Source organism: Limoniibacter endophyticus, assembly GCF_014652835.1.
GTDB lineage: Bacteria > Pseudomonadota > Alphaproteobacteria > Rhizobiales > Rhizobiaceae > Limoniibacter > Limoniibacter endophyticus.
The window spans coordinates 240,278-253,127 of record NZ_BMZO01000006.1; the positions used below are offsets into that span (position 1 = coordinate 240,278).

At 58.2% G+C, this 12,850-nt stretch carries 12 protein-coding genes; 9 read left to right on the forward strand and 3 right to left on the reverse strand.

All coding sequences use genetic code 11. The annotated features are described in order from the left end of the window. Window positions 1-17 precede the first annotated feature (17 nt). The 5 genes from IE151_RS10535 to IE151_RS10555 are packed head-to-tail and all read left to right on the forward strand — an operon-like array spanning window position 18 to window position 4,440. The gene (locus IE151_RS10535) at window positions 18-887 is read left to right on the forward strand and encodes a carbohydrate ABC transporter permease (protein WP_189489966.1); all 870 of its coding nucleotides are present in this window, start codon (window positions 18-20) and stop codon (window positions 885-887) included. After that, entirely contained in the window at window positions 877-1,686 is an 810-nt protein-coding gene (locus tag IE151_RS10540; protein ID WP_189489967.1) for a carbohydrate ABC transporter permease, read from the forward strand. The genes IE151_RS10535 and IE151_RS10540 overlap by 11 nt, the downstream gene beginning before the upstream one ends. A gap of 23 nt (window positions 1,687-1,709) precedes the next feature. Further along, window positions 1,710-2,471, forward strand: coding sequence for a glycerophosphodiester phosphodiesterase family protein (locus IE151_RS10545; protein ID WP_244636704.1), 762 nt, complete (start codon window positions 1,710-1,712; stop codon window positions 2,469-2,471). Then, the gene (locus IE151_RS10550; protein WP_280517246.1) at window positions 2,468-3,499 is read left to right on the forward strand and encodes an ABC transporter ATP-binding protein; all 1,032 of its coding nucleotides are present in this window, start codon (window positions 2,468-2,470) and stop codon (window positions 3,497-3,499) included. The genes IE151_RS10545 and IE151_RS10550 overlap by 4 nt, the downstream gene beginning before the upstream one ends. Before the next feature lie 2 nt (window positions 3,500-3,501). Further along, entirely contained in the window at window positions 3,502-4,440 is a 939-nt protein-coding gene (locus IE151_RS10555; protein ID WP_308430497.1) for a MurR/RpiR family transcriptional regulator, read from the forward strand. Window positions 4,441-4,635: 195 nt separating this feature from the next. Here the strand turns inward: IE151_RS10555 and IE151_RS10560 are convergent, their stop codons facing one another. The 3 genes from IE151_RS10560 to IE151_RS10570 all read right to left on the reverse strand — a co-directional run bounded on the left by IE151_RS10560 (window position 4,636) and on the right by IE151_RS10570 (window position 8,332). Continuing rightward, complete coding sequence (locus IE151_RS10560; RefSeq protein ID WP_189489969.1) at window positions 4,636-6,072, reverse strand: NAD-dependent succinate-semialdehyde dehydrogenase; 1,437 nt, start codon at window positions 6,070-6,072, stop codon at window positions 4,636-4,638. Between the two features lie 105 nt (window positions 6,073-6,177). Then, complete coding sequence (locus IE151_RS10565) at window positions 6,178-7,197, reverse strand: DNA topoisomerase IB (protein ID WP_244636705.1); 1,020 nt, start codon at window positions 7,195-7,197, stop codon at window positions 6,178-6,180. A 58-nt stretch (window positions 7,198-7,255) separates the two neighbouring features. Beyond that, window positions 7,256-8,332, reverse strand: a complete 1,077-nt coding sequence (locus IE151_RS10570; protein WP_189489971.1) for an NAD/NADP-dependent octopine/nopaline dehydrogenase family protein — start codon at window positions 8,330-8,332, stop codon at window positions 7,256-7,258. A 441-nt stretch (window positions 8,333-8,773) separates the two neighbouring features. On the opposite strand from IE151_RS10570, the gene IE151_RS10575 reads away from it, so the two are divergent. The 4 genes from IE151_RS10575 to IE151_RS10590 all read left to right on the forward strand — a co-directional run bounded on the left by IE151_RS10575 (window position 8,774) and on the right by IE151_RS10590 (window position 12,828). Further along, window positions 8,774-9,874 carry an extracellular solute-binding protein gene (locus tag IE151_RS10575; protein WP_189489972.1) on the forward strand — a complete coding sequence of 367 codons (1,101 nt, stop codon included), beginning with the start codon at window positions 8,774-8,776 and terminating at the stop codon, window positions 9,872-9,874. Window positions 9,875-9,974: 100 nt separating this feature from the next. Then, entirely contained in the window at window positions 9,975-10,961 is a 987-nt protein-coding gene (locus IE151_RS10580) for an ABC transporter permease (protein WP_189489973.1), read from the forward strand. Further along, window positions 10,961-11,752 (forward strand): ABC transporter permease, encoded by a 792-nt coding sequence (locus IE151_RS10585; RefSeq protein WP_189490028.1) that lies wholly within the window; start codon window positions 10,961-10,963, stop codon window positions 11,750-11,752. Before IE151_RS10580 ends, IE151_RS10585 begins: the two co-directional genes overlap by 1 nt. Before the next feature lie 5 nt (window positions 11,753-11,757). After that, window positions 11,758-12,828: an ABC transporter ATP-binding protein gene (locus IE151_RS10590; RefSeq protein WP_189489974.1), complete on the forward strand. Its 1,071-nt coding sequence runs from the start codon at window positions 11,758-11,760 to the stop codon at window positions 12,826-12,828. Window positions 12,829-12,850 lie beyond the last annotated feature (22 nt).

Here is a 12,850-nt window from a genome sequence, read left to right on the forward strand (position 1 = left end):
CGCCTATGGCTGGGTCCATGTCTCGCAAACTCATACCGTATCTCTTCGTGGCCCCGATGATCGCCTTCATCGCGGTTTTCACCTACATTCCCATTCTTACTAGCGTCGATCTGAGCTTTCGCGATTGGGATTTTCTCTCGCCCGACAAGCCATTTGTTGGGCTGAAGAACTACGATCTCGTTCTCGGTTCGCATGAGTTCTGGAACGCACTTCGGGTTACGACGATCTTTACGGTCATCTCGGTCCCGCTGCGGCTGGCGCTGGCTTTGGCCCTGGCGAGCCTTCTCATCCGCGAGACGAAGGCGTCACGTATCCTGCGCGGCGCATTTTTCCTGCCCTCGGTCACCTCTACTGTTTCCATCGCCGTGGTCTTTTCCTGGGTATTTGCCACCGATCACGGCATGGCCAACGGATTGATCCAGGCTCTGGGTGGCTCCAAGGTGCAATGGCTGCAGACGCCTTCGCTGGCCCTCGCCGTCCTCATTATTGTCAATACCTGGAAGCAGCTAGGCTACGATATTATCATCTATATCGCTGCGCTCCAGGCCGTTCCCAACGAGCTTTACGATGCTGCCTCGGTTGATGGCGGGCGCAAGTTTCACGTGTTCCGGCGGGTGACCTTCCCGCTCGTCATGCCCACTACCTATTTCCTGCTGATCGTGTCGGTCATCGAAGCTTTTCAAGTCTTCACCATTGTCGACGTCATGACGCGCGGCGGTCCCGCCGGCGGCACCACTATGCTGGTTACCCTGCTCTATCGTATCGGCTTCTCGCTCTTCGATATCGGGCAAGGCTCTGCCCTCGCGGTGATGCTGTTCGTGATCCTCGTTGTGCTTGCATTCGTAAAATCGAGGGTCCTGGGCAGGAAGGTGCATTATGCTTCCTGAAAACCGAATGCTTTCGGTCCTGGCGCTTGCTGGTGGCCTTCTGTTCCTGTCGCCCATCCTATATTCGATCTGGATGTCCTTCCAGACGGCCAGTGCCTATTACACCGGCTCGCTGGAGTTCACCCTCGATAATTATGTGCGCGCTATCGGGCAGTACAATTTCGCCCGTTATCTGCTCAACAGCGTGATTGTTTCCGGAATGGTGACTATTGTGGGGCTCGCCGTTGCCGTGCTCGCGGCGTTCGCCTTTGCCCGTTTCACCTTTCCCGGCGGCAATTTGCTTTTTGGGCTGACCGTGGCGACGTTGATGATCCCCAGCCATATCAGCCTCATCCCCAACTATCTCACCCTCGCCAATGTGGGGCTGCTCGATACCTATGCGGGGCTGGTGCTGCCGGCGATCTCCAATGGCTTTGCCGCCTTCTTCCTGCGCCAATATATCCGCGGCATTCCCCGTGCGCTCGATGAGGCGGCCTATATGGATGGTGCCAAACCCCACCAGGTGCTCTGGCGGATCATCATTCCGCTGGCGCGGCCCGCCATCATGTCCATGGGCCTCTATATCTTCATCGCCGAATGGAACAGCTACATCTGGCCGCTCGTCGCCGTCAATCAGCAGGACCTTTACACGCTCCAGCTCGGCCTCGCCCGACTCTATCGTATCAACCCGGGTGAGGGCGCTGTCGACTGGCCTCTGGTGATGGCAGCTTCAGCCATCTCCATTCTGCCGGTGATACTCGGCTTCGTGCTGGTCGAGCGTCATCTGGTCCGCGGCATGACCATGGGCGCGGTCAAATGATGACAACAAGAAAAGGAAAAACTTTGACTCGCATCGCTTCTCATCGTGGCGGAACACTCGAATTTGGCGACAGTACGCCGGCCGGATTTCTGGCAACCTCAAAAATGGAACTTGAGGAGGTGGAGTTCGACGTCCATCCTACCCGCGACGGACAAATCGTGGTCCATCACGATCCCACCCTCGATCGCACCACGGACCGCTCCGGCACCATCGCCACCATGACGGCATCTGAGGTGCTCGCCGCATCGATCCAGAGCGGGCAGGGCGGCAACCCGCTTCTTCTCGAGGAGCTCTGCGCTCTTTATGCGGAAAGCCACGTCGTCTTCCGCTGCGAGATCAAGCCCGGTGTCGATGGCAGGCCATATCGGGATTTCGTGCCTCGGGTGGTTGAAGCACTCACGGAATGCGGCAGGCTCTCCACAAGCCGCTTTTCCTCGTTTCAGGTGGAAAGCCTCGATGCCATCGCCCAGGCTTGCGACCGCCCCCGGCTTTGGCTGGTCAGCCCGGCCATCTTGGAGAAATGGGACATCGCCAAAGTCATCGAGATCGCCCGATCGCACCAGATCCCCGAACTGGGCATTCATGTGGATCTGGTCACCGTCGAGCTGATGGCTCAGGTCAACGCCTCTGGTCTGGAGCTTGGTTGCTGGGCTGCCCATAGTGTCGAGCAGATAGACAAGGCTCTGGATCTGGAGGTCAAGGTTTTCACCACCGACCGTCCCAGCCTCGCCATTGAGCGGCGCAAACTCAGGCAACCCGCCATTGCAGAAGAGGTGAGATCGTGAAAGGCATCATTCTCCGCGATATACGCAAGAGCTATGGGCGCGGGTCCCAGATACTGCACGGCATCGACATGACCATCGAGCCGGGCGAGTTTATCGTCATCGTGGGGCCGTCGGGATGCGGAAAATCGACTCTGCTACGCCTGATTGCCGGATTGGAAACCTGCACCGAGGGCGAGATCATCATCGACGGCCGGCGAGCCAACGACCTGCCGCCGCAGGACCGTGACATCGCAATGATCTTCCAGAATTACGCGCTCTATCCGCATATGACGGTGCGCGAGAACATCGCCTTCGGCCTCGAGTTGCGCGGTATGCCCAGGCGCGAGCGCCATGAGAGAGCCGAAGCCGTTGCCAGAACCCTGCAATTGGACCCCTATCTTGACCGCAAGCCCGGTGCGCTCTCGGGAGGTCAGCGTCAGCGCGTCGCCATGGGGCGGGCCATGGCGCGCAACACATCGACCTTCCTCATGGACGAGCCCCTGTCCAATCTGGATAACGCCCTGCGCGTTGCCATGCGCACCGAGATCAAGCAGCTCCATCGCCAGTTGGGCGCCACGATCATCTATGTGACACATGACCAGACCGAAGCGCTGTCGCTGGCCGATCGGGTCGCCGTTTTCAAGGATGGCAAGCTGTTGCAGTTCGACACGCCCGAAGCCATTTACGACCGTCCGAGCAACCAGTTCGTCGCTGGTTTCCTGGGCGCGCCGGCAATGAATTTTGTGGCCGGCGATCACCTGGAGGGACTGATGCAGGGGCGGGACATCATCGCCGGTTTCCGCCCCGAAGCCCTTTCGGCTCATCGTGAGCAACCTGCTGAATTCTCCTGGCCAGCCAGGGCGCTCCTCTCGGAAATGACGGGTGCGGACGCCATTCTGCATTGCGAGACGCCGGTGGGAAGGCTTAGCCTTTCGATCGCGCGCAAGGATTTGCCCTCTGATCCAGACAATTTCTGGGTCGGCTATGCCCCGGAAGATGCGTTGCTTTTCGACGCGCACACGGGCAATGCGATCTGGCCAGGGCAGTAAGCATGGATGATACCACGGAGAGCGGCGTGAACAAGGAACGGCTAGAAAATCAGATTGATAAGCAGCCTGACGTGCCGCGCTTTCTCGCCGATCTCATCGCCCTGAATTCCTCCAAGCTGACGGAAGCCGATGCACGGCTTCTCGAAGTGCTGATGAGCGATCCGGTGCGCGCGGCGATGGAGAATGGCAAGGAAGTCTCCTCTCGCGCCGGCGTGCATCCAGCGTCGGCGGTGCGGCTGGCGCGTCGGCTGGGCTTTGCCGGCTATCCGGAATTTCGCACGTTCCTGCAGAACAATCTGGTCGACACTGGCACCGGCGACTTCGAAAATCCCGCCGCCCGCATGGCTGCCCGCCTCATCCGGGCGGAAGAGGGCAAGCTGCTCTCGACCATTCTTGACAGTGAGATCGCTGCGCTCCAGCAGGTCCGCACTTCGGTGAGCGACACAGACATTAGAGCATTCTCCGAAGTCTTGCGTGATGCCCGCCGGATCTTCGTCCTCGGCCGCAGCCATGCCGCGGCCCTGTCTTCGCTGATAGCCCTGCGGCTTAGGCGCTCGGGGTATGATGCGACCGATCTAAGTTCGCAATTGCATATTCTCCCGGAAATGCTGAGCATTTTGACGGACAAGGATGTGGTGTGGCTTCTCTCGTTCCGCAGCCCGTCGCCCGTCATTGTCGATATCCGGGGCGCTGCCGCGCTTAAAGGCGCCAAGACCTTGATTCTCAGTGACGTGAATGGGGCGCGCATCGATCCGCCCGGCGATTTCCATATCTCGGTTTCGCGCGGCGGGGTCGGCCAGTCACAGTCCCTCGTGGTTCCGATGACCATCGCCAATGCCATAATTCTCGATCTCGCCTCGATCGACGAAGGCAAATCTCTCTCAGCGCTTGACAGGTTCAAGGCTTTTCGCGCCAGCCTGCCGCCTCGTCTGTCCCGGTGATCTCTCCAGGCACTGAGATACTCACTTCCACAAGACGTGTGCCGGAGATTTTTCTGTCTATTCGAGCACTAGATCCTGCCGCTGGCGGCGATCTTTCGTTCGATTGCCGAAAAGGGGGACATATGGAGATTGCCTGTATTGCAAGAGAGGCGGCTCGAATGAGCCGCCTCTCGAATAGTGGTCACGACCGGAAAATCAACTCATCTGAGTGACGAAGCGGGTTTCCAGATAGGCTTCGGTTGCTTCCGACCCGCCTTCAGTGCCGTAGCCGGAATCCTTGATGCCGCCGAACGGCACTTCCGGTAGAGCCAGACCATTATGGTTGATGGTCAGCATGCCGGCTTCGACGCGGGCTGAAAGTGTCTGCGCAGTCGTGGTCGACTTCGTGAAGGCGTAGGAGGCAAGCCCAAAGGGTAGGCGGTTTGCTTCTGTAACGGCTTCATCGAGGCTCTTGAACCGGTTGATGATGGCCACGGGCCCGAACGGCTCTTCATTCATGATGCGCGCCTTGGTCGGCACATTTGCTAGAACCGTGGGCTCGAAGAAATTGCCCTTGTTGCCGATGCGGCGGCCACCGGTTTTCAACTCGCCGCCATTGGAAACAGCGTCGTTGATCAGGGTTTCGAGCGCAGGAATGCGGCGTTCATTCGCGAGCGGCCCCATGCCAATCCCTTCTTCCGTGCCAGGTCCGACCTTTATGGCCTTGGCTGCCTCGACGAAACCATCGACAAAGCGGTCAGCAATGCCTTCCTGCACGAGGAAGCGCGTCGGCGAAACGCAGACTTGGCCGGCATTGCGGAATTTCGACCCGGCCATGATCTTGAGCGCGCTGTCGACGTCGGCATCATCGAAGATCATCACGGGCGCGTGACCACCGAGTTCCATGGTGGCGCGCTTCATGTGCAGGCCGGCCAGTGCGGCGAGCTGCTTGCCTACCGGCGTCGATCCGGTAAAGGAAATTTTGCGGATTACCGGATGAGGGATGAGATATTCAGAGATTTCCGCCGGAATTCCGTAGACCAGATTGATCACGCCGGCCGGAACGCCGGCATCGATGAAGCAGCGGATCAGTTCGGCAGGCGAGGCGGGGGTTTCTTCCGGAGCCTTGACGATGATCGAGCAGCCGGTGGCGAGGGCCGCGGAGAGCTTGCGCACCACCTGGTTGATCGGGAAGTTCCAGGGCGTGAAAGCGGCGACCGGACCGACCGGTACCTTGTAGGCGAGCTGCGTGACGCCACTGGTGCGCGCCGGAATGATCTGGCCATAAGTACGACGCGCTTCTTCGGCGAACCAGTCGATCGTGTCGGCAGCGCCGACCGTTTCCATCGTCGACTGCTCCAGCGGCTTGCCCTGTTCGGCCGTCATGACAGCGGCGATCTTGTCCTTGCGCTCGCGCAGCAGATCGGCGGCGCGGCGCATGATCTTGGAACGCTCGAACGGCGAGACCTGCTTCCAGATGTCGAAGCCTTTCGCGACGGAGGCGAGCGCATCGTCGAGATCGGGCCTGGAGGCGTGTGCGACCTGACCTATCACTTCGCCGGTGGCCGGATCGACGACATCAATCGTCTTGCCATCTTTCGCGTCTTTCCACTCGCCGTCGATGAAAAGTTTGACGTCCGGATAATTCGACATTGCTCGACCTCTCGTTCTCAGAAATTCTCAGCCCAGATGGCATCGCTTATGATGCATCATGAGTTAAGGGCTTGGGGCCGTTGCGTCAATGCGAGACCGCGAGGATTAGGATAAAGCTTCGAGCCAGCGCAGGACAATCGACTCGTCCAGCTCTAGCCCCTTGAGCGGCTTGCGGTACCGCTTGCGCATCTCGGCAATGGTTGTCCCGAGAGATCCTGCTTCGAATGCTTCAATCACCGCCGGATGAATGTAGCTGGAGCGGCAGACTGCGCGCGTATTATTGAGCTGACGCGCCACCTTGTCGATCACCTGATTGATGACACGCTTGCGCATATGCACCGTATCGGGGCGCTCCACCTCGGAAAGAAGGAAAGCGGCCTGTGTCGTCGCGCCCCATGTGCGGAAATGCTTGGAGCTGAATTCCGGGCCAATAACCTCTTGGATATAGAGATTGACATCCTGTGAGCGCAGGGGCCGGCGTTCGCCATCCTCGTCGATATACTGAAATAGATTCTGCCCAGGAAGTTCCTGTACCGAACGCAAGGCTTTGGCTAAGCGCCGGTCGGTGATCTTCAATTCCCATTGCTTGCCGGATTTGCCGGGAAAGGAGAAGCGCAGCCTCGAACCCTCGATCTCTACATGTTTGGAGCGAAGCGTCGTCAGACCGTAGCTCTTGTTCTGCTTGGAATAAATCTCATTGCCAATACGGATCAGCGCATTGTCGAGCAACCAGACGACCGAGGCGATAACTTTTTCGCGCGCCGGGCCGCGTTTGCGCAGATCCGCGTCCACTGCCTCTCGCAAGGTGGCGAGCTTATGTGCAAAGGGGACGAGGTTCTGGAACTTCGCCTCGCCGCGTTCGGCGGTCCAGGCGGGGTGATAGCGATATTGCTTGCGGCCTTTCTCGTCGCGGCCGGTCGCTTGCAAATGTGCATTCTCGTCCGCGGCGATCCACACGTCCTTCCAGGCCGGGGGGATTGCCAGCGTGCGCAGGCGCAGCAGCACTTCCTCGTCGGTGATGCGGATGCCCTTGTCGGAAAGGTAGTAGAAGCCCTTGCCTGCGCGCTTTCGCGTGATGCCCGGCTCGGAATCACTTGCATAGATCAGTCCTGCGCCTGCGGTCATCTCGGTCTCGTCGCTCATGGCAACGGGCAACACGCACGCAGGCGCAAAGGTTCCAGCCTCAGGCGCTATACCCGTTGCGGCAGAGCTTTTCCAGCTCGGCGAGGCTCATTGCTTCGAGGCCGAGCGCCGGGAGCAGGTCATTGTCGGCCTTGAGATCGCGACCATAGGACGCGGAGAAAATCTCGATGCCGGATTCGTGGAGAAGGGCTGGTTTTCCGACGAGGCGACCGAGCAGTGCCGTGGGGAGCAGTCCGAATGGAACGTCTTCCAGAATGTATCGGCTTTCGATGGTCGCGGGGCCGTTGCCACCACCGTCGCGCTCATACATCGCCTGGTTCATCTCGCTGACGCTACCCATCGGTACATGAAAGGAAAGCGAGAAATGTTCGAAGACAGTTCGCACCTTCAGGCCAAAGCTTTCGGCAATGGCGATGCGCTCCTGGTCTAGCGCTTCGATCAGACGTCCGACAGCAGGCGTTACATGGCCGGGCTGGCTCCACTCTTCACCCTTCTCCATTCGCGTCAGGTTGAGAAGTGCGATGCCCAGATGGTTCTGCGGGTTGAGATTGGAAAGCGCGATCGCCATCATGCCGTCACGCTTGACGAATCTGTCGCCGAAAAGCTGGGTGCATAGTGCATGTGCATCATCCAGCGCGCTGTGTGGAACGGCTGCAACGTCGATCTTCTGGCGCACAGTGGCGATATGCACATGGTCGAGCGCTTTTTGCCGCCCGGTCAGCAGCGTGGTTCCCCAGACGATGATGGGAAGCCTCACGCCCCTTGCGGCCAGCAGCTTCGACAGATAGAGGGCGCCAAAGGAAGAGTGCGAGCTGATGATGACCGGCTGGCCGTCCTTCAGGAATGGCGCGGCGGCATCAAGTGCAGCCTTATGCCCATTGCCAGGCATGTTGAGGATGACAGCGTCGGCCCCCTCAACCGCTTCCTGCGCGCTTGCCGCGACGCCGACCGGCAGTTCACATTCGAAAAAGCCTGTCGCTTTTAACGGGGAACCCTTTCCAAGAAGCTCGGTGCGTTTGCCCGAAGGCGACCAGAGCTTTACCGCGTGTCCCTGGTTGGCGAGAAAGGCGGCGACGCCGAAAGCGTTCGAACCTGCACCGAGAATACTGACCTGCATAGTTTAGTGTTCCTTGCTTTTGTTTTTCATTGAGAGCGAGAAGAAGCTGTTTTAAGGCGCTTCGCGGGGGGGGGGGTAGACGCGACATGAAAATACCGGGTTTCGCGACCAGTATTAAAACTTGTTGCGCATAGTGCGGCGCCTGTGGAATTTTCGGAATTGCACGTGCATTCGTTAAGTGCCTTGACAATTCGGTTTCAGAGATTGATCATCCAATATACAGGATTTAAATTCCAGTATGGCGGAAGAATTTCTGCGCATCAAGATGCGGAACGTCATGAAATAAAATACCGTGATGGGGAACGCTGAAGCTGCATTTCAATATTCACAAATATGAACATATGTTCAACTTGATACACTTGTGAATGCAAAATGTGAAATGTACAGCTTTTTGCATGAGCGTGCCGCAGGGGAATGCGGCAAGGCCAGAGGAGAAATAAAATGACCAGACTGCTTATCAACCGTCGCTCGACGCTGAAGATGCTCGGCGCGGGGGCAGGTGCCTTGGCTACACCGGCGATCATTCGCCCGGCCTTCGCGCAAAGCAACGTGCTTAATGTCACCACCTACGACAAGTTCATTCCGCAGTCCTTCATCGATCAGTTCAGGAATGACACGGGCATCGAGATCCGCGTGCGCCTGACCGACGATCAGGGCAAGCAGTACAATGCGCTGGCTGCCGAAGGGACCAGTCCCACGACCGATATCGTCACCGTTACCGGTCACCGGCTCAATCAGTTTCTCAAGTCCAATCTCATTGCCAAGCTCGATTCGGGCCGCCTGAAAAATTGGAGTAACCTGGCTCCGGCCTATAAGGATGCGCCGCAGCTTACTGTCGACGGGTCGACCTATGGTCTGCCTCTGCTTGCCGGTTTCGAAGGTCTGGTGCGCAACACCGACTATACGAAAGAGACCGATAGCTGGGCCATTATGTTCGATGAGGAGTTCAAAGGCCTGACGTCCTATATCATCAGCGACTTCCTCTCGATCACCATGCGCTATCTCGGCACGGATGGCGACTATGTCACCTACGAGAACAAGCGTGAGGAAGCTCAGAAGGCCACCAATGAAGCGCGTGATTTCCTGATCAAGCACAAGCCGCAGGTGCGCAAGTACTATGATGCAGGGTCCGAGATTCAGCAGATGTTCGTGAACGAGGACGTCTATGTCGCCCAGGCGTGGTCTGGTCCGGCTGCAAAGCTCATCATGGACGGTCATCCTGTCGAGTTGTCGGTTCCGAAGGAAGGAACTTATGGCTTCCTTTACTCCTTCAACGTCGTCGAGAACGCACCTAACGCGGACAATGCCTATAAATTCCTCGACGCGCTTCTTGCCTCGCCGGAAATCGGTGCGGAGATGGTGCGCCAATCGGGCTTTGCCTCGACATTTGCGGGCGTCGATTCTGCGCTGACCGATCGCGAAAAAGCGGCTTCGGTTCTACCTGACGAGCAGGTGCAGCGCATCCAGTTCTTCTCGCCGGTCAATCGTGACATGAAGAATGAGATGATCGACCGCGCAACCGCCGAGATCAAGGCTGCCTGATTGGGGCAGCTTCGGGGCCGCGCGCATACGGCCCCGTTCTCTCGACCGGGAGGGCTCGAAGGCCCTCTGCATTTTGGGATGAGACGCGGAAATCACTTCCATGACAGATGAAAGTCTGACGACCCACTCCGCCGCGAAGAGCGTGGCTGCGCCACGATATTCCGGTTGGATCGGTAGCATCGTCAACGCCCGCCTCTATCGGTACACGATCGGCTTTCTGGCGGAAAATCCAAAGGCAAGACTGATCCTCTTGTTGAGCTTTCCGCTGTTCTGGATGGTTGCGTTGCATATTGGTCCGATCTACCAGATGGCCAAGATCAGCTTCCTGCAGCAATATCCGTTGATCAACGATGCGGAGCCGAGCTACACGCTGGCCAATTACAAGCTCTTCTTCCAGGAGAGCCTCTATTTCACGCCCTTCCTGCGCAGCTTGGTATTCGCCTTCTGTGTAACTTTGGCAACCTTGATCGTCGTCTACCCGGTTGCCTATTATGTTGCGAAAGTCGTGCAGCCGAAAAATCGCACGAAGGCGCTGCTTCTGTTGCTGGTGCCGTTTTGGGCGGGCGAACTGATCCGCACATTTTCGGTCATCATGTTGCTTGCCAATCGCGGCGCAGTGAACGTGCTCTTGCGTGAGCTCGGCATCATCGATCGCCCGATCCCGCTTCTCTACAATTATTTCTCCCTGAGCTTCGGCGTCATCTACCTGATCGCCCTCTACATGCTCCTGCCGCTCTATTCGGCGATCGAGAAAATACCGAATTCGCTTGTCGATGCTGCTGCCGACCTGGGGGCGGGGCCGTTTACACGTTTCCGCCGCGTGATCCTGCCGTTGTCGAAAGATGGCATTGTATCCGGGTGCTCGCTTGTCTTCCTCACCTCGGTCGGCGTCTTCGCCTCCCCGCTGCTCCTGGGTGGTCCCAATACGGTGATCTTCCCGGAGATCATTTCTTCCTTCTTCCACGGCGCCTCCGACAAATGGCCCGTTGGCGCTGCCTTCTCGATGATCATGCTGGTTGCCGCGCTTTCGATCGCCGGTCTGTTCATGCGCATCGTCGGTGGCGGTCGTTCCACGAGGTTCATGTGATGCGAAGCCCCTTCAACGACCTTCCGAAGACAGCGCTCAGCGCATCCTACTGGCTCTTTGTCGTCTATCTCATGTTGCCGCTGTCGCTGATGATGGCCATGAGCTTCAAGGATGGCAACTTCATCGCCTTCCCAATCGGCAACTATACGCTCTCCTGGTACCAACAGGTGGTGCAGGACCAGCAATTTCTCTCCGCTGTCGGCTATACCGTCCTGATCGCGCTCGCGGTTACCCTGATCGCCACTGTCATTGGCGTCTGGATCGCACTGGTCATCGCCAATGATGCCATGCCGGCCAAGGGCGTGCTTTTTGCACTTGCCTGCCTGCCTGCCGTCGTTCCAGGCATGATCTCGGCGATTTCGCTGCGCCTCTTCGTCAGTTCCATCGACATGCCGACAGGAACCAACGCGATCATCCTGGGTCACGTGGTGCATGCTGTGCCATTCGTCGTCATTATGGTGTTGACGCGGTTGCGCTCCATGCCGAACAATCTCGTCGATGCGGCACGAGATCTCGGCGCCGACAATTTCATTGCCTTCATCCGCGTGACGCTGCCCTTCCTCGGGCCGGCGCTCGTCGGCGGCATGATCTTCTGCGCGCTCACCAGCGTCGATGATTTCGTCCGTACCTTCTTCCTCGGCGGCTACCAGCCAACCTTGCCTATGCTGATCTTCGCCAAGGTCCAGGGCGGCATGTCTCCGGAAATCAACGCCATGGCAACGCTCGTCCTCATCGTGACCTCCGCAGTAGGGCTTTATGCCGAACGCCTCACGCGTCGTTCAAGGAAATAAGAACCATGCAACCCGTCGTCCATTTCCAGAAAATCACCAAGAAATACGGCTCGGCTATTGCAGTCGACAATCTCGATCTCGAAGTAGGGCAGGGTCAGTTCGTCACGCTGCTCGGTCCTTCGGGATGCGGCAAGTCCACGACGCTGCGCATGCTGGGGGGCTTCGAGACACCGACCTCCGGCGCGATCCAGCTTGACGGGAGGGACATTACTCACCTGCCGCCGAACAGGCGAAATGTGAATATTGTTTTCCAGGACTACGCGCTCTTCCCGCATCTGAGCGTTGCAAAGAACATTGCTTTCGGTCTCGAGTTGAAGGGCATGGCTTCAGCCAATATCCATAAGCGTACATCCGAACTTCTTTCGCTGGTGCAGCTTCAGGCTTTCGGCGACCGTATGCCGGCACAGCTTTCAGGCGGTCAACGCCAGCGCGTCGCCTTGATGCGTGCTCTTGCTCCCGACCCCGACGTCCTGCTGCTCGACGAGCCGCTTTCGGCGCTGGATGCGAAGCTGCGCCAGCAGATGCAGATCGAGTTGAAATCGATCCAGCGCACCACCGGCAAGACTTTTATCTTTGTCACCCATGACCAGGAAGAAGCTTTGACCATGTCCGACGTCATCGTCGTGATGAATGAGGGGCGCATCGAGCAGATGGGCGATCCGCACACGCTCTATGCACGGCCGAAAAGCCGTTTCGTGGCGAATTTCATCGGAGAGAGCAATTTCATCGAGGGCGTGGTTGCGGGTGTCGAAGGCGACACCGTTATCGTTGAATGGAACGGCAAGAAGGTGAAGGCCGTGCACACTGGCGAAGCGCCCGCGGGGGGGCAGAAGGTTACGGTGGCCGTGCGCCCCGAGGCCATCCGCTGCTATGACGCTTCCACAGATGCCATCTCCACCTTGCCGGGGCATGTTTCCCATAGGCTCTTCAAGGGCAATCACACGACTCTGACCATAACGCTTGAAGATGGATCCGACCTCTACGCTCAGATCGATCCGGTGACGCTGTCGAGCCTCGATGGCGATCATGTCAATGTCGGCTGGCGCGCGACCGATGCCGTCGTGCTCGCTCGTTAAGTTTACAGGCCGCAAGGTCAAG